Annotated in this window: 19 protein-coding genes; 11 read left to right on the top strand and 8 right to left on the bottom strand. The window is 57.3% G+C overall.

Features of this window, described 5'->3' with window-relative positions; translation table 11 throughout:
* Nucleotides 1-114: 114 nt before the first annotated feature.
* The 7 genes from SO156_RS28785 to SO156_RS28755 form a co-directional block, all read right to left on the bottom strand.
* A complete protein-coding gene (locus SO156_RS28785; protein ID WP_498537115.1) occupies nucleotides 115-810 on the bottom strand; it encodes a class I SAM-dependent methyltransferase in 696 nt (231 codons plus the stop codon).
* 1 nt (nucleotide 811) lies between these two features.
* Nucleotides 812-1,996, bottom strand: coding sequence for a glycosyltransferase (locus tag SO156_RS28780; protein ID WP_498537114.1), 1,185 nt, complete (start codon nucleotides 1,994-1,996; stop codon nucleotides 812-814).
* Between the two features lie 140 nt (nucleotides 1,997-2,136).
* On the bottom strand, nucleotides 2,137-2,793 hold the full coding sequence (locus SO156_RS28775; protein ID WP_498537113.1) for a class I SAM-dependent methyltransferase: 657 nt from the start codon (nucleotides 2,791-2,793) through the stop codon (nucleotides 2,137-2,139).
* Nucleotides 2,794-2,904: 111 nt separating this feature from the next.
* Nucleotides 2,905-4,113, bottom strand: a complete 1,209-nt coding sequence (locus tag SO156_RS28770) for an acyltransferase family protein (RefSeq protein ID WP_498537112.1) — start codon at nucleotides 4,111-4,113, stop codon at nucleotides 2,905-2,907.
* Nucleotides 4,114-4,272: 159 nt separating this feature from the next.
* Nucleotides 4,273-5,259, bottom strand: a complete 987-nt coding sequence (locus SO156_RS28765; protein WP_498537111.1) for an NAD-dependent epimerase/dehydratase family protein — start codon at nucleotides 5,257-5,259, stop codon at nucleotides 4,273-4,275.
* On the bottom strand, nucleotides 5,256-6,527 hold the full coding sequence (locus tag SO156_RS28760; protein ID WP_498537110.1) for a glycosyltransferase family 4 protein: 1,272 nt from the start codon (nucleotides 6,525-6,527) through the stop codon (nucleotides 5,256-5,258). Before SO156_RS28760 ends, SO156_RS28765 begins: the two co-directional genes overlap by 4 nt.
* A 782-nt stretch (nucleotides 6,528-7,309) precedes the next feature.
* Nucleotides 7,310-8,326 carry a glycosyltransferase family 2 protein gene (locus SO156_RS28755; RefSeq protein ID WP_498537109.1) on the bottom strand — a complete coding sequence of 339 codons (1,017 nt, stop codon included), beginning with the start codon at nucleotides 8,324-8,326 and terminating at the stop codon, nucleotides 7,310-7,312.
* A 161-nt stretch (nucleotides 8,327-8,487) separates the two neighbouring features.
* On the opposite strand from SO156_RS28755, the gene SO156_RS28750 reads away from it, so the two are divergent.
* From SO156_RS28750 to SO156_RS28735, 4 genes are read left to right on the top strand one after another with little or no spacing between them, the layout of a single operon-like run.
* A complete protein-coding gene (locus SO156_RS28750) occupies nucleotides 8,488-9,432 on the top strand; it encodes a UDP-glucuronic acid decarboxylase family protein (RefSeq protein ID WP_498537108.1) in 945 nt (314 codons plus the stop codon).
* Nucleotides 9,429-10,412 carry a UDP-glucose 4-epimerase GalE gene (gene galE / locus SO156_RS28745; protein ID WP_498537107.1) on the top strand — a complete coding sequence of 328 codons (984 nt, stop codon included), beginning with the start codon at nucleotides 9,429-9,431 and terminating at the stop codon, nucleotides 10,410-10,412. Before SO156_RS28750 ends, galE (SO156_RS28745) begins: the two co-directional genes overlap by 4 nt.
* On the top strand, nucleotides 10,409-11,428 hold the full coding sequence (locus tag SO156_RS28740; RefSeq protein ID WP_498537106.1) for a glycosyltransferase family 2 protein: 1,020 nt from the start codon (nucleotides 10,409-10,411) through the stop codon (nucleotides 11,426-11,428). Before galE (SO156_RS28745) ends, SO156_RS28740 begins: the two co-directional genes overlap by 4 nt.
* 45 nt (nucleotides 11,429-11,473) lie before the next feature.
* A complete protein-coding gene (locus SO156_RS28735; protein ID WP_498537105.1) occupies nucleotides 11,474-12,502 on the top strand; it encodes a glycosyltransferase family 2 protein in 1,029 nt (342 codons plus the stop codon).
* 43 nt (nucleotides 12,503-12,545) lie between these two features.
* Here SO156_RS28735 and SO156_RS28730 read toward each other — a convergent pair whose 3' ends face one another.
* Nucleotides 12,546-14,357 carry an ABC transporter ATP-binding protein gene (locus tag SO156_RS28730; protein WP_498537104.1) on the bottom strand — a complete coding sequence of 604 codons (1,812 nt, stop codon included), beginning with the start codon at nucleotides 14,355-14,357 and terminating at the stop codon, nucleotides 12,546-12,548.
* A gap of 166 nt (nucleotides 14,358-14,523) precedes the next feature.
* On the opposite strand from SO156_RS28730, the gene SO156_RS28725 reads away from it, so the two are divergent.
* From SO156_RS28725 to SO156_RS28695, 7 genes are all read left to right on the top strand, one after another.
* Nucleotides 14,524-16,080 carry a glycosyltransferase gene (locus SO156_RS28725; RefSeq protein WP_498537103.1) on the top strand — a complete coding sequence of 519 codons (1,557 nt, stop codon included), beginning with the start codon at nucleotides 14,524-14,526 and terminating at the stop codon, nucleotides 16,078-16,080.
* Nucleotides 16,073-16,945: a glycosyltransferase family 2 protein gene (locus tag SO156_RS28720; protein ID WP_498537102.1), complete on the top strand. Its 873-nt coding sequence runs from the start codon at nucleotides 16,073-16,075 to the stop codon at nucleotides 16,943-16,945. Before SO156_RS28725 ends, SO156_RS28720 begins: the two co-directional genes overlap by 8 nt.
* Before the next feature lie 3 nt (nucleotides 16,946-16,948).
* Nucleotides 16,949-17,905, top strand: coding sequence for a glycosyltransferase family 2 protein (locus tag SO156_RS28715; protein WP_498537101.1), 957 nt, complete (start codon nucleotides 16,949-16,951; stop codon nucleotides 17,903-17,905).
* 10 nt (nucleotides 17,906-17,915) lie between these two features.
* Entirely contained in the window at nucleotides 17,916-18,908 is a 993-nt protein-coding gene (locus SO156_RS28710) for a polysaccharide deacetylase family protein (RefSeq protein WP_498537100.1), read from the top strand.
* Nucleotides 18,909-18,946: 38 nt separating this feature from the next.
* Nucleotides 18,947-19,924: a UDP-glucose 4-epimerase GalE gene (gene galE, locus SO156_RS28705; protein ID WP_498537099.1), complete on the top strand. Its 978-nt coding sequence runs from the start codon at nucleotides 18,947-18,949 to the stop codon at nucleotides 19,922-19,924.
* A gap of 56 nt (nucleotides 19,925-19,980) precedes the next feature.
* Nucleotides 19,981-21,591, top strand: a complete 1,611-nt coding sequence (locus SO156_RS28700) for an ArnT family glycosyltransferase (RefSeq protein WP_498537098.1) — start codon at nucleotides 19,981-19,983, stop codon at nucleotides 21,589-21,591.
* A gap of 267 nt (nucleotides 21,592-21,858) precedes the next feature.
* On the top strand, nucleotides 21,859-25,691 hold a 3,833-nt coding region (locus SO156_RS28695; RefSeq protein ID WP_498537097.1), incomplete at its 3' end, for an Ig-like domain-containing protein.

Here is a 25,691-nt window from a genome sequence, read left to right as displayed (position 1 = left end):
CTGTTTCTCATTGTCGTCTGGTTAGTTCCGGTGGGTTTTGCACTTGCTTTTGGGAGTTGCGATGACGTCGTCGCGTATTGTAACCAACTTGGTTCACGGACCGACTCGGCAAAACTAGGCGTTCTCGTAAAAGTAGAAATTCGCCCAGGAGGTGTGGTCCGGATTTGCGGTATCTTCCGGAAATGGGTTGTCCACTTTCAGAATGAGCTTCCAGGCTGGCGCGTTCTTCTCCATCCAATCGCTAAAGACGCGATGACGGACATGCGTGGCCGGCGCCATCTTGGCGACATTGCTGCTATAGATGCAAATGTATTTCTCCGCCGCAGCCAAGACGCTTGTCATGTATTTCTCATAAATCGCGTCTTCGACGAGGTGATAGATGACATCGAGCGACATTGAGAGCTCTGCGCGAGCTGCTTTGGCCTCGCAGCCAGACGCCAGCAGGAATTGTTTTGAGGGATCGTTTCTAAACTTCGTTCGGCAGAGTTCAACGGCACTGGCTGATACATCGATCCCGATGTAAGCCGGATATCGCGCGAGTTCCAACTGGGCTCCATCGCCCGAGCCGAGTTCGACGATCGTTCGGATGCCACGATCTTCGATGAACCTGTTGATTGTCTCTGCCTTGAAGTGAGCAAGTCGGCCGTACGAGCCGGCTCCGGAATTTCCGCCGCGGGCGTATCGCGCTTCCCAGTATTGGGAAGACGAGAAATCGCGGGGCACCACCGCCCGGTAGATATGCTTTGCAATCGGTCCCAAGACGGGTACCCGACCGATCGTTTCGCGCAGCGCTTGGAAGTTGGATGTCACTTTACGTCCTTTGGTTCATAGGGGTGCCGGAACTGACCGCATCGTACAGGAACTCGAGCCGTCTCGTACAGCGATTCAGATCGAACTCGGTCGCGACATAGTCGGGACCTTGGTCTGCCATTTGCATTAGGATTTCGTCGTTCTTTAACGCCATAGTCAAGATTCGAGCCAACGCCGCAACGTCACGTTCAGCGAACGAAAACCCTGTCGTCCCCTCGCGTATGCCTTCCGTTGCACCTCCGAGCGCCGACGTGACTACGGGGACGCCCGACGCCTGGGCTTCGAGGAGCACGAGGCCGAAGCCTTCGGCATCACCATTGCGTGCCGTAATGCTGGGCAGGCATAGCACGCGCGAGCCGTCCAGTTCGCGTTTGACGTCCGCGCTCGATCTCGCACCGAGGAATGTCACCCGGGTGCTTTGCTGTGCAGCCAATTGTTCCAGATCCTGCCGCAGCGGCCCGTCGCCGATCACAGTCAGATACGCTGCCGGCACTTCGCGTTGTACCAGGGACATCGCTTCAATGAGGTAACGGCAGCCTTTTTTCTCGACCAGGCGGCCAACGAAGAGCACCCGTGGTGTCCGTTGGGCTATGGGAAGGTGACCTCGCCGGAACGTCCCCGTGTCTATGCCGATGTAGCTGACTGCGACCTTCTCGGCGGGAATACCGAACTCGACGGCGCGCTGCCGCAACGCTTCGGACACAGCAATAAAGCTAACCTGTGGACGTCGAGCCAAGCGCAGCAAGCGTCGCGGATAGAAACGCATCCGCAAGCCTCCGTGTCCTGCCTCCCACCACTCCCCATGCGTATTGATATCGTACCCGTGAAGCGTCACAAGCATCGGCAGATTGAGGGCGCGCGCGATCGGCCATGCATCGAGGGCGTCGATCCCGAAATGCGCATGAACCAGCAGCGGATTCTCCGCCTTTAGCTCGTTCAGGACCTTGGACGGAACGACACCAAGGGCCCGCTGGCACTTCCACAATAGCCTGGTCGCAAGCGTTGGGCGCTGTGGGCCGGCGATGCGGACATCGAGATCTTCGAGAGGCAATTGATGCAGAAGGCGGCGCCCGACCAGCACGGGCCGCCATTGCCGCAGGGCCAACACCTGATCTTTGATGAAGGTCTCGGAAATGGGCAAGAGCTCATTGCGATAAACCAAGACGGTCCTTTTGGAGGAAGACATGTCGGGTCAACCCTCCGGCCAAGCCGGAGACGACGGGTCTGCGATGTCAAGCAGCTGACCGAAGACAACAGGTCTGACCATCAATGTCGGGTTCCTCGAAAGCGCTGTGCGTTGCGACGCTACGGCTGACCACAGCCTTGTCAGACCGCACGGACCGCCCACTGCAACTGCGCAAAATGCCCAACTATTTCATACTCGCCACGAGACACTGCTTCAAGGATGGCTTGGGTAATGCCGTGATGTCTATGGTCTGTGTCGTCGTGCCAATCGTCACCTGTAAGAATTGCGCCAGGTTTCAGCTTTGGCCTTATCAGTTTCAGTTCCTGCACAGTCCCCTCGTAAGAGTGGGTGGAGTCAAGATAGATCCAATCAAAGCACCTGTCCGGCATGCTCAGGAGGAAGTTCGTAGAGTATTCAACGAGAACATCCGTCTTGGCTTCGTGGGCATGCGAAGTTATTCGGTCCATGGCGGTCGCGTGCGCGATCTTGGTCGAAAGCCGCCCATGGTCTGTGTAGCGGCCCCAGTTGGGGTAAGTTGGACCGAAGGCTTTCCACCAGGGATCGACAAAATAGGCGTGACGCGGCCTCGCAATATCGAGCAGGACTGCAGAAAATAAGCCAGTGAAGACGCCGATCTCGGCGCCGACGCCACCCTTCGGAAGCATTTCAGCCAGGAACTGCCGACTCGAAATCCGATGATTGTTGAGTAACTCGGCTCGAAGCAATGATCTATTGAAGTGCAAAGAGCCCGCTCCGAGGACATCTCGTGCATTTTTGACACCTGTCGTCAGCCACATGATCACACCCTCTTGTTGCATAATGATTTCGAGAGACGAAATCTTCTAAGAGGCTTGTTGCAAGCCGGCAGATGTTCAAAAACGCCAGACGTCAGAGAATTTGACGTCAGATTAGTTCTCGATTGGGGCCTCCTCGTGAACTAAAGCGGCTGAGTTCAGGCGCACTGTTTGGGGGGCAGGGGACCGGTCGGCAGTGCGAAGCAGGAATAATCCTTTCCAGTCAGCCGTGTGCCCAAACTCGATGTACCGGTAGCTCAACGCGCTCAGCGCCAGTATCAGCACAGTAAACGGCGCCAGCAGCCGCATCGTGTCGGCCAGCATCGACGTCGCGGGCGGAATCATCTCGTTCATCACGATCCCGTGCCAAGCGTAGATGCTGTAGCACATGCAGCCCAGTAGCTGCAGTGCCCAGTTTTCGAGCAGCGGCCGGAGCAGCCTGCCGGCGTAGAGACAGCCGTATAGGACTGTTGCAAATGCGATTGAAAATAGCACGCTGCCTAGAATCCGGCCTGCAAGCCAGGGTGCGTTATGCATCAGATAAAGCGCTAGCCCGCCTAGCAGGACGCCCAACAGCAACGTTAGCAGGCCGGGTGAGGAATGGCCGCCGGGATGTTCGAGCTGTCTCACGTAGAGGTGGCAGACGAGCATCCCCAGCACGAATTCATAACAGGTACCGAAAATGCCGCTGACAAACGGACGGAACGTGCCGGCATGGGGGATAACAATTGAACTACCAACGAATATGAATATCGAACTCGCCGCTACCGTCGCGACCGCGACCTTCTCGATACCCCACCGACGGATCGCCAGGATCAGAACCGGAAACAGAAGGCTGAACCAGATTTCCACGCCAACCGACCACAGCACGATGTTGGACGGTGGCATAAAACCGTAAGGTGAGAACACAAACAGCGTCGAGAGAAGACCGCCGGCCTCGAGGAGCCAACCGCGCGAGCCGATAGCCGTCTGCGCATGCAGCGCCAGTGACACCAGAACGACGATGTAATACAGCGGCAACAACCGCCGAGCACGATGCAGGTAAAATGACCAGAAATCGGCGACCGTCTCGACTTTGCGGCGCTTAAGGCGATAGGGCAGGTAGAGGACGAAGCCTGACAGCACAAAGAAGATGTGCACGCCGAGCCAGGCATCGGCAATAAAGGCTGAGAAAAGACTGTCTGCGGCGAGCTGACCGGCATGTAGCGGCTTGGAGCCAGCATAGGGGATGAACAGATGGTGCAGCACCACCAGCAGAATGGCGACGCCGCGCAAGCCATTTACGACTCCAATTTTGGTGCCGGTGCCGACTGACTGCTGCATCACGAGGTCACTCCCACTCGGAACCGCGAGCAGCACGCTGGCTGAATCAACTTCCGCTCTTGCGGTCCCCCCACTATATCTGCTCGTGGCCGACTTCGACCGTAGAGCGCCCAACTGCTGCGCTCCACGCTCGTGAGACTAGCACGAATTGCCTACATCCTAGGCCGCCGCAGCTCTGGTGCTGTTCCTGTGAACCTGCCGCTCGATCCATTCGTAGGTCTTCTCCAGGCCGGAGTGCAGTGTGGCAGAGGGCTTCCAGCCAAGCTTTTGCCCGATCAGCCGGTTGTCCGAATTGCGACCGCGCACGCCAAGCGGACCTGGGATGTGCTTCTTGTGGATCTTCTTGCCGGCGATATCGGCCACGATGTCGACGAGTTGGTTGATAGTGACCATTTCCTCGGAGCCGACGTTGACCGGGCCTTCGAAATCGGATCGGGTTAGGCGGATCGTGCCTTCGAGGCATTCGTCGATGTAGAGGAACGAGCGTGTCTGGGTGCCGTCGCCCCAGATCTCGACCTCACCACCATTGGTGGTTTGCGCAACCTTCCGGCAGACCGCGGCCGGGGCCTTCTCCTTGCCGCCATTCCAGGTGCCTTCGGGTCCGAAGATATTGTGATATCGGGCCACCCGATTACGCATGCCGTAGTTGCGATTGTAGGCGAGGTAGAGCCGCTCCGAGAACAGCTTCTCCCAGCCATATTCACTGTCCGGGTTTGCCGGATAGGCGGAATCCTCGGCGCAGTTTGGATTGTTAGGATCCGTCTGGTTATGCTCGGGATACATGCAGGCCGACGAAGAGTAGAACATGCCGCGCACGTTCCGCTTCTGGCACGCGTCGAGCATATTGAGATTGATTGTCGCTGAATTGTGCATCACGTCGGCGTCGTGCTCGCCGGTGAAGATGTAACCTGCACCGCCCATGTCTGCGGCGAGCTGATAGACCTCGTCGAACCGACGGTCCGCGATCTGACGGCAGAACTCTTGATCACGCAGATCGCCGATGGCGAAATCGTCAGCCTCGGTTTCGGCAAATGGCGGGAATTTGAGGTCGACACCGCGGACCCAGAAGCCTTCGCGCTTCAGGCGTTTGACGAGGTGTCCACCGATAAACCCACCTGCGCCGCAAACCAAGGCAGTCTTAGTCATGAAGTTCCCTTTCTCGCATTCTTCGCGCGGATAGCATATCGAAACACGGTTTCAAAACGGTCTGCGACCCGAGCGATGTCGTAATTGTCCAAAGCAAAATTCCGACCACTTTCGGCGGCTCCGACACGCAAAGCATCGTTCTCCATCAATTGAACCGCTGAGCGCAGGAAGCCGGCCTTGTCGGTCGGGTCGACCACGAGGCCTGCTCCATTCTCGCGCACCACCTGGGAAGCGAGATTTTCGGGGGGCGCTGCCAGCAATACTGGGCGTTGAGCGCAGAAATATGACTGAACCTTGGAAGGAACGGAAAACATACCGGCGTCAGGCTCGATCGTGGCGACTGTCACGTCGGACGTAGCGAGCACTTTGGGCAAATCGGCGAACGGTTGCAGTGGCAGCAAAATCAGATTGTCCATCGATTGCTCCCGCTTTGCGCGCTCGAGGTCAGAGACGCCAACGCCCTGGCTGACGACGACAACATTCGCGCGCCCGTTGACCTCCCTGGCCAAATCGATGAGCAACTGAGGATTATGCTTCAGCGCGAGTGTGCCAGAGTAAAGGAAATTGAAAGTGTCGGCGAGCCCGTGACGTCGCGACCAGTCATTGTCCTTATGTAGCGGTGAAATCTCACCCAGCGTGCCCCAGTTCTCGATTGTGAAGATCTTGTCACCGGAATTGACCCATTTCTTGGCAACTTCGGCAAACGAATCGGTGATCACCACGATGGCATCGGAACTCGCAAACTGCTCGCGCTCGAGGAACGTGTAGTAGGCGCCAATCGCTGCGCCAACGGCACCCATCTTTTTCTTCAGCAGCTTCGAAACGGCGATACTGTAGAAGTCCTGAACCCAGAACACGAAAGCGGCGCTGCATATGCCGGATGCCTTCACAATCGACTTCTGTGCCTCTGTCGGGGTGTTTCCTGAGATCACGAGGTTTGGCTTCAATGCTGAAACCAGATCTGCAACCGCTTTTCCATAAGCCACGTCGTCGAAGCGCCTACGTACGAATGATGCCTTGTCGTACGCACGCGGCAAACTCACGCCCTTGAAGGCCAGGCCGGCTGGATCAGAGGTTGAGCGCTCGAGTCGTCCTTTGGGACCACGATCGCCGTAAAAATAGGCATGTGTAACCTGGTGCCCTCGAGAGGCGAGTTCACGGCTCAGGTCAACCTGAAATGGATGACCGGCATAATCGTGAATCAGAATCTTCAAAGGGGTCCCGTCAGGCACAACACTTAAATCATTGCTCGATATGCGGAGATTCATTGGCCCATCACATGCTGCTTGTCCACCTGAGGTTCCCTTAACCGTTAATAGCGGCAGAAATTTTGAACAACCCGCGCGACCGAAATAGATTTTTCCGGCCGGCCGGGACGAAGGGGCGCAATGGAATGCTCAGCACCCAGTCCCATCTACGCCAAGCGCATCGCGTGTTCCAGCCGGCATTTCGCGCTTGATCTTCAGTCTTGCCTGGAACTAACGTCATGGAAACTTCTTACTTGCATTCAATATTGAGAAGCTTCCGTAGTCCGGATGCTGCTGATCTGCCAAATATTTTTCGACACGGGGGCATAATGCTGTTCAGGATCTTGCTTGGTGCGTTCGCTACGTGGTTGGCGGCGCTGGCTTCTGCGCTGGCTGATCCGATGACGATTGAGTTCTCTTGGCAGGGCGCACGAGGTTGCGTCACGTTGTTTCCCAATCCAGAAATCCGTCTCCGCAATGTACCGCCCGAGGCCAAGCTGCTCCTCCTCACGCTAGCGGAAGGGACCAGAGAGTTAGGTGGGCAGGAAGTCTCGATGCCGGCAAACGGCATTTTGCCGTCAGGCAGTGTCCACACGTTCGCACCTTGCGGTCCGGCTGTATATCAGTGGACCGCCGTAGCCAGATCTGCCACGGGCAAGACGCTTGCGGAGGCCCACCGAGCCCGCTTCTTTCCGACCGATGAATCTGCGCCGGATACGCCCTCGCAGAGTGGCAACAAATAGCACGCACACCGCAGATTTGCTGACAGCCGGGAAAACGTAGCTTGGCGTCGGCGTGTCTCTCTAGCTTTCTGATTGGCCGCGGCGGGGCTTGTCTTCCGCATAGGAACAGGAAAGGAATTTGGCAGCCGTTCGGCGAGAGTCCTTGTTCAGCCCTCTCAGCACACGTCGGGTCAGACCGGCCAACAGCCAGATCAAAGACGCGACGCCGGTTTCCAATCGTCCGCGCGACAAGCTCATCAGAAGCTCCAGCGCATGGCGAATTTGGCCCTGCTCGATCGCCCGTAAGGCCAGTGAGCACGCTAGTATCGCCTTGCCGCGCGCAAACTGCCCCGCTAGCTCCGGACGGACCGCAGTAAATTCAGTCTCCACCAGCCCATGTGATCGCATCATCTGCCGAAAATCATCAGACATAGAGCCGGTCGAGATTCGATATCCGATGAGATATTCAGGCACCATTGCGATTTCGTGTCGTTCTGCAATGTGTAGGTAGAGCTTCCAGTCTTCGCAGCCTTGACCTCCACGAGAACGAAGCGACTGGTCGAAACCGCCCGCCGCGAGTACCACCTCTCGTTTGATGAGCGCGTTGCTGCCGCTAATCACGACATTGCCCAAGCACATTTGTTCAAGGATGTTGCCTTCCAGCCGACTGGGCGGGGCGGAGCCAGTGACGTTGCCGTAATCATCGATCCAGCAACACCATGCGTAGACGAGAGCGGTATTGGGGCCGCTTGCTTCAAATCGTTCGACCTGCCGTGTGAGCTTTGTCGGGCACCAGAGATCGTCAGCGTCAAGCGTCGCGATAAAGTCGCCCTTTGCCTCGGCGATTCCATGGTTGCGCGCCGACGCTACGCCGCCGTTCTGCTTGAAGACATAGCGAACCCGTGAGTCGCGGCCCATCAGCGCGTGGGCGATCGTCCTGGTGCTGTCCGTGGAACCGTCGTCGACGATGATGATTTCGATGTTGCGGTAAGTCTGGTTTAATGCGCTTAGGACGGTCTCGCGAATAGTCTTTGCAGCGTTGAACGCCGGCACGACTATCGAAATAAGGCCGTCACTCAAGAGATTTGAGGAACGCACGACACCATCTTAATGCTTAATTGCAATCGAACTGTACTGACGAAAACAAACCGATAAAACTTTACCCGTAAGCAGGCTGCATTGCACGAGCCGACGAACAATACGGTAAATTGTCATCTGTTGCAAAGGGTTAGTCGGTGTTGCATCGAACGCGGCGAATAATGGTAACAGGCGGCGCCGGATTTTTGGGCTCGCATTTGTGCGATAAACTGATTTCCGCTGGGCACGAAGTTCTTTGTGTCGACAATTTCTATACCGGCGCAAAGGCAAATTTGCGTCAATTGTTGGCATCGCCGCGGTTCGAACTGTTGCGGCACGATGTTACGTTTCCACTCTATGTCGAGGTCGATCAGATCTACAATCTGGCGTGTCCGGCAAGCCCCGTACATTATCAATACGATCCGGTCCAAACGACCAAGACGAGCGTGCACGGGTCAATCAACATGTTGGGATTGGCAAAGAGAGTTAAGGCGAAAATCCTGCAGGCCTCAACCTCGGAAGTCTACGGAGATCCTGAGGTGCATCCGCAGGACGAGACATATTGGGGAAGGGTGAATCCCACTGGACCGCGCTCCTGCTACGACGAAGGCAAGCGTTGTGCCGAGACGCTGTTTTTCGACTACAGGCGGCAACACAACCTCTCGATCAAGGTCGCGCGTATCTTCAACACTTACGGGCCGCGGATGCAGCCCAACGACGGTCGGGTTGTTTCGAATTTCATTATGCAGGCTCTTACCGGCCAGCCAATTTCGATTTATGGCGATGGCAAGCAGACGCGCTCCTTCTGCTATGTCGACGACCTGATTGATGGCCTCGTGCGCCTGATGGATACAGGCGATGAGATCACTGGGCCGATCAATCTCGGAAATCCAGTCGAGTTCACAATGGTGGAATTGGCCGAGACCGTCATCGAGCTGACTGGGTCAAAGTCCTTGATCGAGTTCAAGCCTCTTCCAGCCGACGATCCAAGACAGCGACAGCCCGACATCAGCCGGGCGCGCGATACGCTTGGCTGGTCGCCGTCTGTTCAGCTGCGCGACGGTCTTGACAAGACGATCGCCTATTTCGACGACTTACTGCATTCGCAACGCGATGGTGCCGCATGACAGGAACCGTTCTTGTTACAGGCGGTGCCGGTTATGTCGGGTCGCATTGCTGCAAGACGTTCGCCAATGCAGGATGGACGGTTATCACTCTCGACAATCTTTCACGCGGATGGCGAGAAGCCGTGCGGTGGGGGCCGCTGATCGAATGCGACATCCGGGATGCTGCACGGGTACGCTGCGCACTGCAGACGTATAAACCAGACTTGGTTGCGCATTTTGCGGCACTTGCCTACGTGGGCGAATCCGTAGCTGATCCTGCGCTGTACTACGCGAACAACACGGCCGGTACGCTCACTCTGCTCGAGGCAATGCGCGCAATTGGATGTCTTCGTCTGCTGTTTTCCAGCACCTGCGCAAGTTACGGCATTCCGGACAAGCCGCCAATCGACGAGACGCACCCACAGAGGCCGATCAATCCTTACGGCTGGTCAAAGATGATTGTCGAGCGCATGTTAGAGGACTATGGCAAAGCCTACGGTCTCGCATCCGTTTCTTTGCGGTACTTCAATGCCGCAGGATGTGACCCCGACGGCGAGATCGGCGAACACCACGAGCCCGAGACGCATGCGATCCCGCTCATGATCGAAGCCGTGCGCAACCCGGATCGGCCCTTTACGGTGTTCGGAACTGACTTCCCGACACCTGATGGGAGTGCGATCAGGGACTACGTCCATGTGAGCGACCTGGCTCGTGCGCACTTGCTCGCAGGCGAGATGCTTCTTTCCCGGGCGGGAACTCATGTATTTAATCTGGGCACTGGGGTTGGGACGAGCGTGCTCGAACTGGTCGAGGCGGTGCGGCGCGCGGCAGGACACGACCCTGTGGTTCGACTTGGTAGCCGGCGTGAGGGAGATCCGCCAATGCTGGTCGCGTCCTACCTCAAGGCTGAGCGGGAACTTGGTTGGACGCCGCAACACTCGCAGATTGATTTCATCGTTGAGACCGCGCTGGAATGGCGGGCTCGTCGAGCCCGCGCATGATGGGAACGGACGAGCCTGTCTCGGTGATTGTTCCTGCGTTCAACGCAGAGCGAACAATCGACGAGACGTTGCTGAGTGTCAGATCACAGACGCATGAGAATCTCGAGATTATCGTTGTAGATGACGGATCCACAGATCGTACCTATGATCGTGCACGGGAACATGCACTTGCGGACGGTCGCGTCAGGGTGGTGCGACAGCCGAATCAGGGAGTCGCGGCTGCTAGAAATCGCGGAATCGCGGAAGCTCGCGCAGAGATAATTGCGCCGATTGATGCCGATGACCTGTGGCGATCGACGAAGCTATCGCGGCAGCTCCAAGTCCTGACGGAGTCTGGTCAGCAAGTGAAGCTTGTGTATGCGTGGAGCGCGAATATCGACGAGTGCGGGAAGGTCGTTGGCCTAGACAGGCGACCCAGCTTCTCGGGCGATGTTCTCTCAGTGCTCTGTTACGGAAACTTCGTGGGCAATGGCAGCACGGCTCTCATGCGCAAATGCGTCCTGGAGCGGTTGGGTGGCTACGATCCATCATTGAGAGCCCGCCAAGCGCAGGGCTGCGAGGATTGGAGCCTTTTTCTTCGAATTGCGAGGGCTGGACATTTTGCCGTCGTGCCGGACTATCTGACGGGCTATCGCCAAGTGCCGAACGCGATGTCGCGGAATGTTGACCAAATGTTGAAGTCGGATGCGCTAGTGCGCGCCGAAGGTCTTCTATTGTATCCTGAATACGAGGAGGAAATTCGATCTGGCCGGCTCTCGTACATCGAATGGATGTTTCAGCGCGAGCTTGAGGCCGGCAACTGGATGAGCTGCGTGACGCTATTGCGGCGCGTCTTTGCAAAGGACGATACGGGGCCTGCATCATTGTGGCGATCGACAAAATCCGCGCTGCGCATTGCTGCTGGTTCCATTCTCGCCAATCCATTGTTGTCGAAGAGGGCCGAGTATCCGGAGTTGATGGCATTTGTCGCTGGGCACGACCGGCGGGAAACCTCTCATGGTGTTGCAAATTATTAGGCTGGTTTCATGATTAGGAGAAAGTTTCGATCGTTCATAGGGCGGTTGAACAAGCTGGATATCGTTCAATTCGGTCTCCGGGGAATGCTCCTGCCTTCCAAGATCAAGCATCTTCATGGTCCGCTCGAGATCCGCGGCGGTCCTGACGACGTGATCGTCATTAGTGTGATGCGGAACAGTGAAGCGTGGCTGACTTCATTCCTTACTCACCATCGCAACATAGGGGTAAGGCACTTCGCGATTATCGACAACGGATCGACGGATGGTTCGGTAGAGGTCTTGTCGCGGCAGTCGGACGTGACGTTGCTTCAGACCTACGCGCCGTACCATGCTTACGAGAATACCATGAAGCGATATCTGGCGGAGCGCTTTTGTCGCGGTCACTGGTGCCTCTGTGTCGATGCAGACGAGCAGTTCGACTTTCCGGGATCGTCCCAGATGGCGCTGGCGTCGCTTATTCAATACTTGCGGACCCGAGGTTTCAACGCCGTCATAACCCAGATGCTGGATATGTTCAGTGACCGCCCTATTTCGGAAGCGCGCATCGACAGAGAAGGCGATCTTCGGGCACAGTATCCGTTCTACGACCTGACGGACATCGTCAAGACGCCGTATGTATTCGGCAAAGTCTCCAATGCAGCGATCAAGACGCACCATGGAGGCATAAGGAAGGCTGTTTTTGGAACCAATAATGGGCTTTCGAAGGTATCGCTCTTTTTCATGGACGGAGAAATCAAGCCGTTCATCGCCTGGCACCATGCGCTGCATGCGCGCTTAGCGGATATTTCATGCGTTCTCCTACATTTTCCATTTGTAGACTCGTTCGGTTCGAAAATTGCTGAAGCGGTGACGAGCGGAAGGTATGGCTATTTGACGACGGATGAATACGCATCATATTTGGATGGCTTTCACCGGCGACCGCGGTTAACCCTCAAGATGGAATCGGCGCGGCGATTGCAAGTGGTCGATGAGCTGCTGGACAATGGCTTTCTAGTCGACTCGGGGGACTATCGTCGCTGGTTGGCTGATTGTGCTAGTCGAGAGAAGGCAACAGCGGGCGATGAGTCGGCCTAGCAAGCGATTTTAGCGCACGATCCCTCAGGACTGAGCATCGATGTCATGATCTCTGTTGGCTGGTCTGGTTCTTTTCAACGGAAAGCAACATTTGGCGACTCGCCGCCAATTCTCGCAGCGGGCCACTCTCGACCAGGGTTCCACGATCAATCACAACGCCATCGTCGCAGAATGCAAGCGTCGAGGCGTGATGGCTCACGACCAAGGTCGTTGGTTTCCATCCGCTGTCACGAATGAGCGAAAGGATCGCGGCTTCAGAGAGGCCATCGATAGCATTTGTCGCTTCGTCGAGGATCAGGACGTCGGGCCTACGCAGGAATGCCCGCGCGAGGCCGACGCGCTGGCGCTGTCCTCCCGACAAGCCCAGGCCGCGTGTGCCGACGCGCGTATTGTAGCCATCGGGCAGGCTGTCGATGAATTCGTGAATATCGGCCAGTCGCGCCGCTTCCGCGATCGCGGTTAGATCAGCTCCCGGTTCGCCGTAATCGATGTTTTCGCGGATCGTGCCATCTATCAGATCGACATCCTGTCCAGCCAGGCCAAGGCGGGCCCGCCAGCTCCCAGGGTCTAGATTGCTCAGGGGGCCGGCATCGACCAGAATGCGTCCTTCGTCGGGTTCGATGAGGCGGCAAAGGAGGGCTACGATGGTGCTCTTGCCAGAGCCGGATCGACCGATCAACGCGGTCGTTCGGCCCTGATTCAAGGTAAAGCTCAAGCGATGGATTGCTGGCGCGTTGCCGCCTAAACCATAGCTGAAGCTAACGTTGTCGAACGTGATCGGTCCCGACAGACGTGAAAACAAGTTCGCGCCACGGGGAGGGGCGGGTTTGCCTGCCGGGGTGAGCAACCACTCAACTTCCCTGACGGACGCTTCCGTGGCGGCGAGCGCTATGTTTGCGCCGCTCAGGCCTCGTATCAGCGGTTGAAAGCGATAGAGAACGATCATGAACGCGAAGAGGATCGGAAACGGCGTGCCAGCCAAATGGGCGCCGATCAACAGCCCAACGAACAGAATAGCCAGCGCTACTTCGAGGATCGACCAGGCGATCGCGGAAATTCGCTCGATCTGAAATAGCGAATGGCGCACCTCTTCTGAGGCGGCTACAAAATTTCGGTGCTCTCGTTCCTCCTGATTAAAGATGTGAATGGCACGGATCGCGTCGATCGTGCGCACCATCCGCTCTGCGAGGCGCACGTTTGACGAGGACACTTCATCACTCATCAACTGAACGCGTCGTACGAAGTTAACCTGGATCGTGCGGATCACGATCGCTCCGACGGCGACGATTACTGTCAGCCTCCAGTTAATCAGCAAGAGCAGTGCTGCAAAAACAAGGGCTGATACCGCATCCACAAGGATCCTGAAGCGTGTGCGCATCGCATCCGATACGCGCCAGGCTTCAGTCGACAGAATATTCAGGAGCCGGGCGCGATCTTCGCCGAGGAAAAATGGAAATCCGACGGTGAATAGTTGCAGCGACAATGCTGCCCGGATGTCATTTCCGGCGCGGCCATCGATCCAAGCAATGAACATGGTGTTGATTGCCTGGATGAGGCTCTTCAGGATCACAAAGCCGAGAATGGTGATCCCGAAAAGGGCGAGCCGGATGTTGGGATCGGTCGTGCCGGCCAATCGGGTGATCGACGCCCAGAGGCCCGAAGGCTCGGATGGCTGCGTCGAGAGCAGTGTTCCCATCAGCGGAATGAGCACCCCGATACCCAGGCCCTCGAGTGTGGTCGCCAGAAAGCTCAACAGTGCGACCACTGGGACGGCCCAAGCATAGCGCCGCGAAATTTCCCAAAGCGGGCTGCCCGTCACTCCTGGCCAGAAGGCACGCAGGATGCGATCGATCAAGTTAACCGTCCAAGCACGGTGGCGTTGGCGGCGGGCCGTCTTATCGGTATGATATCCATAGTATTTTTCATCTTCGGTATCCGTGCAACAGTACCGATTCCAACGCTTCATGGAAATAGGTGAGGACGCATTTTTGCGATATGGCCAGATTAACCAAGGCATTTGAATGACCCGAGGACTACGAGAAATCGCACGCAGTCTTGTACGGTCCGGCACCAATCCCGTCGCTTACCGGATTGCCGTCGTTGTCAACGTTTACAATCAGGCGCGCTTTCTGAGCGGAGCCCTGGAAAGCGTGCTGGCGCAAACCCATCCAGCCGACGAAATCATTGTCGTCGATGATGGATCGAACGATGAGCCCGACGCGCTTGTAGAGCGCTTTGATCGCGCTCGACTTGTCCGGCAGTCGAACCAGGGCCTTGCCGCAGCTCGTAACACAGGTCTCAAGGCTGCGACCGCGGAGTTGATCATCTTCCTCGATGCCGACGATAGGCTGTTACCCGGGGCATTGGCGGCCGGCGTAGCTGCGCTACAAGCTAATCCCGAATGCGCATTTGCTTTTGGGGGGCATCGACGCATCGACGTAGATGGGAAGCCTATCGGCCAGGACATCTGGCCGCCGGCATCGCTGGATTACCATGACCTGCTTCACGGCAATCAGATTGGAATGCACGCCACAGTCACGTACTTTCGGGATCGTCTGTTGGAATGCGGCGGCTTCGATGTCAGCTTGCCTCGGGTCGAAGATTACGACGTGTATCTGAGGCTCGCGCAACGCTATCCCATTGCGGTTTGTAAGCAGATCGTTGCTGAGTATCGTCAACACGGCACCAACATGTCGAACGATATAAGCCGAATGTTGGCGTGGGTGATAAAGGTGCACGAGCGGCAGTGGCCGGTGGCCTCGACGGTTCCGAGGCTTGCACAAGCCTGGCGCAAGGGACAACAGAGTTGGCGGACCTACTACAGGTCGAGGACGGAGAGCGGCCATGAGTCGGTAAGGGCCGTTGCATCGCCAGACCTCGGTAAGGTCGATATTGCTGGTCTGGCGCGAACCTCTCCCGTCAGCGACGAATTCGGATTTGATCGGGGAACGCCGATTGATCGAATATACATCGAGGATTTCCTCCGCCGAAATCGCCCCTCGATCAAGGGGCGTGTTCTAGAGATTGGCGACGATACATACTCTAGGCGCTTCGGCGCTGAACGCATTACCAAGCAAGACGTCTTGTTCGTCGCGGCGGGAAATCCGTCGGCAACCATTATTGGGGATCTTTCGCAGAAACGCGTCCTGCCGCGTAGTGCATTTGATTGCCTGTTGATCACCCAAACACTGCATCTCATTTACGATATGCCTGCAGCCGTGCGTGAGATGCATCGCGCGCTTCGGCCAGGCGGTGTTGCTCTGGTTACGGTGCCGGGTATTACACGGATCGATCGCGGGAGATGGAGCAAGGAGTGGTACTGGTCGCTGACCGAGGCGTCGGCGCGCCGCTTGTTTGGCGAAGTCTTCGGACAGAAAAATGTGGATGTTGATAGCGATGGCAATGTCTACGCTGCGACACTTTTTCTCCAAGGGCTTGCAGCAGAGGAGGTAGACGCCGACAAACTCGCCGAGTTTGATCCCTGTTTTCCGGTAACGATCAACATCAGGGCCGAGAAAGCCCCGGGACTGCGGCAATTGCCCCGTCGGACGTGGAGACGGCTGCGCTCCCATGGCTGATCCGACAGTATCTGCCATCATCATCGTCTACAATGGCGCGGAGTTCTTGCGTGACGCCATTGAGAGTATCGTCGGCCAGACGCTGCGGGACTGGGAACTCATCGTCGTCGACGATGGATCTACCGACGAGAGTGCCTCGATTGCCGAGGAATACATCGCGGCGAGGCCCAAGCAAGTCAGGCTTGTCCGGCACGCGGATGGCCGAAATCACGGTATGAGCGCCGCCAGGAATCTTGGGATTGCTCAGGCGCAGGGAAAGTATGTCGGATTCCTCGATGCCGATGACGAATGGCTTCCAAATAAGCTTTTCGACCAGGTTGCGCTATTGGAGGCTGACGCTGCGCTGGGCATGGTCTATGGACGAACGACAATATGGTATTCTTGGCAGTCCCTGCCATCGGATCGCGATTTTCACTACGAGCTCGGCGTTGTGCCCGGTCGTTCTTATGGGCCTCCGCGTCTGTTCGAGAGTTTGCTCTTGAACGTCTACCAAACTCCGACGACCTGCAATGCGTTGTTTCCGCGGCGCATTGCCTTGGAGGTTGGCGGTTTCGACGATGCCTTCAAAGGAATGTTTGAAGACCAGGTTTTCTTTGCCAAAGTGATGATGACTGCTCCGGTGTTCGTGTCCGACGAGGTCTGGGCGAAATATCGTCAGCATTCAAAGAGCGCGTCGATCAAATCTCAGAACGCGGGAGCGGATGAGGCGGCTCGCCTAAGGTTCCTCCGTTGGACCATGCAGTATCTCGCTCGCCGCCGAGGCGTGAGCGTCCGCACGTGGCTGAAGGTTTGTCGTGCGTTGCTGGTCGCTTGGCGGGACGTCGTGAAGGCTCGCAAGCGCGCAACGAACCTGATTGGAGCTTGAGCCGTGACGCCTGTTGTATCGATCGTCACGCCGTTCCTCAACGCCGAAGCGCACGTTGGCGAAGCGATCGCCAGCGTTCGTGACCAGACATTCTTTGAATGGGAGCTCCTGTTGATCGACGATGGATCGACGGATCGAAGCCTGGCCATGGCTCAGGCTGCCGCGGACGTCGACGATCGAATTCGGCTTATCATACTTGACGCGAAATCGAACCATGGCGCAGCCGCTGCGAGAAATGCCGGCATTGCCGCCGCGAGGGGGGAGTTCATCGCGTTCCTCGATGCCGACGATCTCTTCGATCCAGACAAACTGGCCGAAGAAGTACTGCTGATGCGGGCCAACCCGGCGGCCATGATGCTTTATGGGCCGACCCGCTGGTGGCACCCTGGGGAAGAGCAGCGAGATTGGGTGGAAGACATGTCTGCCCAGGCCAATCGGCTGCACCGGCCACCCACCCTGCTAAGGGACGTGCTGCTCTTGCAAAAGGGGGAGGTTCCATGCACCTGCAGCGTCCTGATACGCCGCAGCGCCATTGCGGCCGTGGGAGGGTTTCATGAGGAGTTCAGGCTTTACGAAGACCAGACTCTTTGGGTGAGGCTGTTCCTGCACTATCCCGTTCTGGTTTCGAACATTGCGAGAGCCGTTTATCGCCAGCATCCCTCGTCAACGTCCGCGGTCGCATCCAGCTCCGGTCTCTATGATCGATTTGAGCCGCACACTGCTCGAAAGGCGTTTCTCGAATGGATTGTTGGATACCTATCCGAAAGCGGAGTTCGTTATTCGGATGTCGAAAGAGTTCTCCGCAGGAGCCTCGCGGCCTATCCCGAGCATAGGAGCGAGCTCCGTGTTTCGGATCGAGTATTCGAGATTTCGGATAGGATTGGCGGACTTCTATCGCGTTCCATGCGGTCGGGGTTGCATCGTGTGAAGGGTAGATTTCGGAACGTTCTCCGCCAGTAGAGATATAGGCATGTTCTCGGTTCGCAAACGTGTCATCCGTGCTGTCCGCCTGCTTCGTCCAAAGCCGGTCATCCTGATGTATCATCGGGTCGCCGAACCCAAGATTGATCCGTGGGGATTGGCCGTCGGTGCCGCGCACTTCGATGAGCAAATGGCACTGCTGCGAGCTTCGCGCACCGTGATGCCGCTCGCCGAGCTGGTGGACCGCTATAAACGCAATGTGCTTCAGCGTGATGCCGTGGCCGTAACATTCGACGACGGGTATGTTGATAATCTCGTCAACGCCAAGCCAATACTTAACCGGTACGGTCTTCCCGCGACACTATTCCTCGCTACTGGGACCGTTGGCTCTCGCATGGAGTACTGGTGGGATGAGCTTGCACGGCTGATCCTGCTCAACTCGGATGGGATCGAGGCGACAGTCCAGATCGGCGCCGAGGAGGTGAATCTTCGGATTCCCCCGGGTATGGATGTCGATGCGCCTAGCTGGAGAACGTGGACTGGGCCGAAGACGCAGCGACAGACAACCTATCTGGAGGTTTGGGGAAGGCTTCGTCTGCGTCTCAATGCCGAAATCCTGGCAACGATGGCGATATTGCGCTCGCAGATTGGTTCGGAACCCGCGTCGGAACAGGATTTCCCAATGTCATCCGCTCAGATCGCTGAGCTTGTGGCTGATGGTTCGGTCGAACTTGGCGGCCATACGGTCAGTCATCCAGTGCTTCCACCGCTGACGGTTGACGAGCAAAGGCGGGAGATGGCGGAGGGCAAGGCGGTTTGCGATGCGCTGAGTGGTCGCCGCGTCGCGGGGTTTGCCTATCCGTATGGAGAATTCGACGAAAAGTCGGCCCGGCTGGCACGAGAGTGCGGTTTTGAGTGGGCCTGCTCGACGGAAGCGAAGGGCCTCGGTCGCCGGGTGACTGATTTATTCCAGTTTCCGCGAATTCAAGTGATGGATTGGAATGGCGAGACCTTCGCGCAGGCTCTTCGCGAGGTCTTGTGATCGCAAAAGACGTGTCTTCTTGAAAGGAAGCGTTGCAGATGCCCGTCCTAGTTACTGGTGGTGCCGGCTATGTTGGCAGTCAAACGGTACTGGAACTGATCGACGCTGGCGAGACGGTGATTGTCCTTGACGACCTCTCAACCGGCTTTGAAGCGGCGGTGCCGCCGAACGTTAGGCTCGTGGTCAGTGACGTCGGCAACGCAGCCGTCGTAGCTAGCACCATCGCCGAGCACGGGGTCGACGCGATCATTCATTTTGCCGCCTCGGTCCAGGTCCCCGGCTCCGTCACTAACCCTCTTGGTTACTATCTGAACAATACCTGCAAGACGCGGAGCCTGATTGAAGCCGCGGTCGGGGGTGACGTCCCCTACTTTATCTTTTCGTCGACGGCAGCGGTCTACGGCTTCGATGGATTTCGGCCGGTTCGGGAGAGCGACACGCTGCGTCCTGAGTCTCCCTATGGGCGGTCCAAACTTATGTCGGAGTGGATGCTGGCAGATGCTTCGTGGGCACATGCCATGAAGTACACGGTGCTAAGATACTTCAACGTGGCAGGCGCAGATCCGCAGAGACGGCTTGGGCAGGCGACGAGAGGAACCAGTCATCTGATAAAGGTCGCGAGCGAAGCGGCCCTCGGCAAGAGAGATTTTGTAGAGATTTTTGGAACCGACTATCCAACTCCGGATGGGAGCTGTATTCGTGACTACATTCACGTTAGGGACCTCGCCGTTGCTCATCGGCTTGCCCTAGCGCGGCTGAGGAACGGTGCTGCAAACCTGACGGTCAATTGCGGCTATGGTGGCGGCTATTCGGTATTCGAGGTTCTACGGACTGTAGAGCAAGTCGCTGGAACGAAGCTCGACATCCGCAAGGCAGCGCGGCGATTCGGAGATCCCATTGCGGTCGTCGCAGACCCGACTCTGGCAATTTCCGAATTGGGATGGAAGCCTAAATTTGACAGTCTCGATGCGATCATTAAGAGCACGCTTGAGTGGGAGAAGGTGCGACCTTATTGAACCGGTGGTCGAGGCGTTGAGAAACCTGAAGCGAGAATAAAGGACATGATCTAAGCATGTTTCGTTCATTGCGCCGTTCCCCGGCGATATTGGCAATCGTGTTCGCGGTGGGGGCGTCTCTTCGGCTGCCCGACATAACTAGCCCGCTGTGGGACAGCTTCAGTTGGCGGGAAGCTAGCACCGCGATGATGTCTGACAATTTCTTAGAGCGAAGCTGGAATATTTTGTACCCGGAGGTCAATTGGACCGGACCAAGTCTAAGCTACCAAGGTCGCGAATTCCAGGTCGTAAGTTATCTCGCGGCCGTTTTGAACAAGCTGGTCGGCTGGCAGGACTGGCATGGTCGTCTGATAGCGGTCATCTTTGGTTTCTGGACTCTACTAGCCTTTTATCTGCTGTCTGCTGAGGCCTTGGGACGTCATAGGGCCTGGGGTCCTGCAGCCGTGCTTGCCGCGACGCCGGGGCTAGCATTCATTGATCGTTCTTTTCTGCCTGAGCCGGCAATGCTTGCATTGACCACGACGGGGCTCTGGCTGCTGCTGCTCCATTTGAGGACGAGGCGATTCATCTTTCTTTCGTCCGCAGTATTGTGCACTTCATTGGGTATCCTGGCGAAACTGCCCGGCATTTCCATTATTGCCGTCATGATTTGGATCTGTTGGCGGCACCTCCGGACAAATTTCGATCCGACCGGTAAGTCGGTGAAACATCTCTTGATTGCGCTCGCCGTAACTTTGCTTCCGTGCGTTCTCTACTATCGCTGGGCAGTTTACCTAGGCAATTCTCATCCGCCCTATCATGTAGCGGGTCATGGCTATTTCTTTCAGGACCCGGTCGGCTTTTTCAAAAACACATTTTATCTTTTGCAGTTTGTGCGTCATCTAAAATGGTTGATTGGCTATCCAATCCTGCTGCTGGTCGGAATTGGAGGCTTTGCTATGTTGCCCAGCAACGAGAACAAGACTCCCTTCGATAACTTGTTCCGAGTATGGCTTGCAGCGGTGGGGGCAGTTTATCTTTTTGCGGCACAAGAACTCACTGTCAATCCCTGGAATCTGGCAACGCTGTGCCTCCCACTAGCGGGGCTGGCCGGAGAAGGGTGGAATAGGGTTGTGCAACACAGCCCAGACGGGCGAGGCCTTCTCTTCAGTGCATTCGTCGCGGCCCTTCTGTGGTGGTCGAGCGGATCAATCGTTAAGTCTCTTAGAGCGCCAGTTTCGTATTCCAGCTGGCAATTGGGCGAGCGTCTTCGACAGCTCAGCAATGCTGGAGAACTCGTTGTGACAGCAGCAGCTGAAATCGGCGATCCGGTCGCGATTTACTACAGTCGTCGAAGGGGATGGGTGTTTCCACCCGGCGGACTGTGCCCGCCGGGGGGCCCCGTACTGGATGACGATTGGGGAATGCTCGAAGATGATGCGGCTGCTGTGCAGAGAATGCAGGCTCTACAGGCTTCCGGCGCGGCATGGGTGGGGATAGCGCGGGGGGCGAAAGACCACGCTGGGCGGCCACTCGTAGTGCGAAATGCGAATCTCCTCGACTACTTGCGTAGGGTTGCAGAATATAGCGAAGAGACAGACGATTGGCTGATCTATAAGCTCCCTTCTCATCGTGGCGAGCCGACTGAAATCACCGACGAAAGTTCCCAGAAGTGTCTTCGTCATTGAACGGATACGCCGCCCAGAGAGTGAGACGGCGCCGTTGCGCTGCGAAGGTTGCTTGATTGGGACGATAATTGTTCGTCACGTCCTGGCTCCCCCCCCCCGTAAATATACGTGGCTTCGGAAAGCGGATGCTCTGTGCACGGCGTACTTTAGGCCCGCCTTAAGCGATCACAGAGGGATCGTCCCATATCTCAAATTGTCCACATACGGCTAAGTCGGCGTTGAGGCCCGTCTTCGATGGTCGTCGTGCAACGAGAGCACGCGACCATCATGACTTATGCCTTAGCGATCAACGGAACGTCCGGCGCCGATATCTTGTTTGGCGGCACCGGGAACGACCTGTTAACCGGGGGCGCCGGCAGCGACCTTTTCGTCCTTTCGAAGGGTTATGGCTCCGACACCATTAGCGACTTTCAGGGCGGCACCAGTGGGGACGTGCTGCGCGTGCAGAACTACGGGTTTACAACTTTTGCAAGCTTCATGTCCGCTGCAAAGCAGACAGGCGCGGACGTTGTCGTCACGCTCTCGTCGAGCGAGACGCTCACGTTGCAGAACGTTGCGCTCTCGTCTCTCACGGCGGCAAACGTCGTCCTCGACAATCCGCTGCCGGTCAGCGCATCGCCGAATACGGCGTGGACTACGGTCGGAGCCGGGGGGACGCTTACGGGCGCCGCGACGAACGACTCGCTGCAGGCGATGGGGGATGGCGTTACACTGGTCGGCGGTGCGGGCGACGACTCGTACTTCATGTACAATCACGAAACAAAGGTGGTCGAACTGGCCGGTCAGGGCATCGACACCATCTACGACGGCATGGTCGACGGCTACAGTCTCGTCAATGCGCCGAATGTCGAGAATCTGACGCTTGGGGGAAGCTACAACGCGCCCGCGACCGGCAACGATCTCGACAATATCATCGTCGGCAACGCCGGCAACAACATGATCGATGGCGGCAAGGGCAATGATGTCCTCACCGGCGGAGCCGGCAGCGACACCTTTGTCATCCGGACCGGAAACGGCAACGACATCATCACGGATTTTCAAACCGGTGCCGGTGGGGACATTCTCCAGATCAACGGCACGACCTTCAAGACGCTCGCCGACGTCACGGCGGCGATGCAACAGGTCGGCACGGATGTCGTTCTGTCGCTCGGCAACGGCGAGAAGATAACGCTTGAAAATACACAGGTTCAGAAATTCACGACGGCCAACATCAATATCGTCACGGCGCCCACGGGATTGATTCAGACCTTTGGCGATGATTTCAATTCGCTCTCCGCGGGCCAGGATCCGCATCTGACCTGGAAGACAAACTACGCCTGGAGCGGAACAGCAAGTTACACGCTTTCCGGCGAGCAGGAAGTCTATGTCGACCCCAGCTTCACCGGCCTGCCTGGAAGCAAGGCGTCGAGCCCGCTGGGCCTCAATCCGTTCTCCATACAGGACGGCCATCTCGTTATTACGGCGGCGCCCATTCCATCGAACGATGCTGCTTATGTCGGCAATCATCAATTCTCATCGGGCGTGATCACGACCGAGAATAGCTTCGTTCAGACCTACGGCTACTTCGAGATGAAGGCGACGTTGCCTGATACCAAGGGCGCCTGGCCTGCCTTCTGGATGCTACCGATCAATACGCATGGTCTCGGCACGGAACTCGATGCGCTTGAAGCGCTGGGCAAGGACCCCGACCAATCCCATTATGGCTTCGTTTCTTCGAGTACGTCGAATCAAGGCTATTGGGCAAATACCCCCGATCTTGCGGCCGGTGATCACACCTTTGGTGTGGAGTGGACCCCCTATACGCTGACCTATTTTGTCGATGGGGTCGAAGTCGGACAGGTCGCGACCCCGTCCGACATGAACACCGCGATGTACATGATCGCCAACCTGGCGATGGGTGGAAGCTGGGCCGGGAACGCGGATTCCAGCGCGACGGCGCAGATGAGCATTGACTACATCAAGGCCTATCAGCTGCCGGAATACACGCTTGCGAACTACACGCTTCTGACCAGCGGCGCTCCGACGACGACCATTGCGGGCACCGCAGATGCGGATACCTTGACCGGAACGTCAGGCAACGACCTGCTCGGCGGCGCCGGCGGGGCCGATACGATGACCGGCGGCCTCGGCGACGATACCTATATTGTCACGGATCCCGGCGCCAAGGTCGTCGAGAGCTACGGCGGCGGCGTCGATACGGTCATGTCGTCGGTGTCGTACACGCTGCCGGACTATGTCGAAAACCTGACGCTGACAGGGTCGGCCGCGATCAACGGCACTGGCAATTCCGAGGCCAATATCATCCTCGGCAACGATGCCGCCAACATCATCACCGGCGGACTCGGCAATGACATCCTGACTGGCGGCGGGGGCGCCGACACGTTCGTAATCAACTCTGGCGACGGTTCGGACATCATCACCGACTTCACGCCGGGATCAGCTGCGGGACATGATATCGTCCAACTGAACGGCTTTGCGTTCACGTCCTTCAACGACATCAAGGCGGCGATGACACAGGTCGGAAACGACGTGTATCTCGCGCTGACCAGCCAGGACACGCTGGTTTTTCGCAACACGACGATCTCGGCCTTCACCAGCGACGACTTCCAGCTGCCGTCGACTTTGCCGGTGGGGGGCACCATTACGTCCTGGATCAGCGGCTCGACCGGCAGCCATATCGTCTACGGCACTGCCGCAAATGATCAGATCACGGCGGTGAACGCCGATGACACCCTAGTGGGATGGACCGGCGACGATACTTACGTCATCGGCAATCCAAGCCAGAAGATCATCGAAAATCCTGGCGGCGGCATCGACAGTGTTCAAGCCTGGTCATCCTACACGCTGCCTGCCAATGTCGAAAACCTTACCCTGATGACGGGAGGACTTACCGGCGTCGGCAACGATCTGGCGAACCGGATGGTTGGCTCCAGTGGGAATGACATTCTCAACGGTGCCGGTGGCGACGATTGGCTGTTCGGCGGTGCCGGCAATGACACGTTCATCTATGGCATCGGAAGTGGCCACGACACGATAGCCGACTTCCACGTGTTCACGAGTGCGACAGCAGAGCACGACAAGCTGATGCTGAAGGGTTACGACGCCGGTGCTTATCTGACAAATGTCGGGGACGAGTGGACCGTTCACTATGCGGGTGGAACCGACAGCTTCCGGATCGCCGGGGTGACGCAGCTGTCATCGTCCGACTATGCGTTCGTCTCCGCCACTGGCGCATCCATGACCATGGCGGGGCTGACAGGACCGACAATGTCTCTCGCGGGCTCGACCTCGTCGACCGCCGCCGGACTTACGAATGCAAACCAGCTGACCCTGACCGGAACGGCACAAGCCGGAGTAACGATCAAGATATTCGATCAGACAGCGCAGATCGGGATCGCGACGGCTGATGGTAACGGCGTCTGGAGCTTTTCGACGGCGGCCCTGGCGGACGGAGGCCATTCGTTCACGGCGGTTGCCACAGACGGCACTGGCGATGTCAGCGGCGTTTCAACTTCTGTTACGATCACCATCGACGCAACTGCACCAAACGCGCCGAGCATTGCAAGCTTCTCGCCGGACAGCAACATCCCGGGCGACGGCATCACGAATGCCAATCAACTGACGCTGAGTGGCACAGCGGAGGCAGGCAGCAAGGTCCTGGTGTCCGACGGCGCAACGCAGATCGGCACCGCCACGGTTGATGCCAACGGCATCTGGTCGTTTGCGACCGGCACATTAGCCGACGGGACCCATGCCTTTACGGGCAAGGCGGTGGACGCGGCCGGCAATGTCAGCACGGTGTCCAGCGCGTTGAACGTTACGGTCGATACGGTTGCGCCCAACAAGCCGGTTCTCGTCTCGGACACGCTCATCGCGTCCAACAAGGTTGTCGTATCGGGGACGGCGGAGGCCGGCAGTACGATCAAGCTGTACGAGGGGGCGACGCTTCTCGGAACAGCGATCACCGCGTCCAATGGAACGTGGAGCGTCACCACCGGATCGCTTGCCGCAGGGGCGCACGCTTTTACCGCGACGTCGACAGATGCGGCCGGAAATACGAGCAGTCTTTCGGCCGCATTTGATCCCGTTGTTGGGACGTT

This window comes from Bradyrhizobium sp. UFLA05-125, from assembly GCF_059803515.1.
Note: the sequence above shows the minus strand (reverse complement) of the source record. Positions and strands in the feature narration are given on the sequence as shown.

Excerpts from the sequence above, each read along its gene's own strand:
- SO156_RS28780 (WP_498537114.1), bottom strand. The coding sequence starts at position 1,996 with ATGTCTTCCTCCAAAAGGACCGTCTTGGTTTATCGCAATGAGCTCTTG.
- SO156_RS28775 (WP_498537113.1), bottom strand. The coding sequence starts at position 2,793 with ATGTGGCTGACGACAGGTGTCAAAAATGCACGAGATGTCCTCGGAGCG.
- SO156_RS28770 (WP_498537112.1), bottom strand. The coding sequence starts at position 4,113 with ATGCAGCAGTCAGTCGGCACCGGCACCAAAATTGGAGTCGTAAATGGC.
- SO156_RS28765 (WP_498537111.1), bottom strand. The coding sequence starts at position 5,259 with ATGACTAAGACTGCCTTGGTTTGCGGCGCAGGTGGGTTTATCGGTGGA.
- SO156_RS28760 (WP_498537110.1), bottom strand. The coding sequence starts at position 6,527 with ATGAATCTCCGCATATCGAGCAATGATTTAAGTGTTGTGCCTGACGGG.
- SO156_RS28750 (WP_498537108.1), top strand. The coding sequence starts at position 8,488 with ATGGTAACAGGCGGCGCCGGATTTTTGGGCTCGCATTTGTGCGATAAA.
- galE (WP_498537107.1), top strand. The coding sequence starts at position 9,429 with ATGACAGGAACCGTTCTTGTTACAGGCGGTGCCGGTTATGTCGGGTCG.
- SO156_RS28740 (WP_498537106.1), top strand. The coding sequence starts at position 10,409 with ATGATGGGAACGGACGAGCCTGTCTCGGTGATTGTTCCTGCGTTCAAC.
- SO156_RS28725 (WP_498537103.1), top strand. The coding sequence starts at position 14,524 with ATGACCCGAGGACTACGAGAAATCGCACGCAGTCTTGTACGGTCCGGC.
- SO156_RS28720 (WP_498537102.1), top strand. The coding sequence starts at position 16,073 with ATGGCTGATCCGACAGTATCTGCCATCATCATCGTCTACAATGGCGCG.
- SO156_RS28710 (WP_498537100.1), top strand. The coding sequence starts at position 17,916 with ATGTTCTCGGTTCGCAAACGTGTCATCCGTGCTGTCCGCCTGCTTCGT.
- galE (WP_498537099.1), top strand. The coding sequence starts at position 18,947 with ATGCCCGTCCTAGTTACTGGTGGTGCCGGCTATGTTGGCAGTCAAACG.
- SO156_RS28700 (WP_498537098.1), top strand. The coding sequence starts at position 19,981 with ATGTTTCGTTCATTGCGCCGTTCCCCGGCGATATTGGCAATCGTGTTC.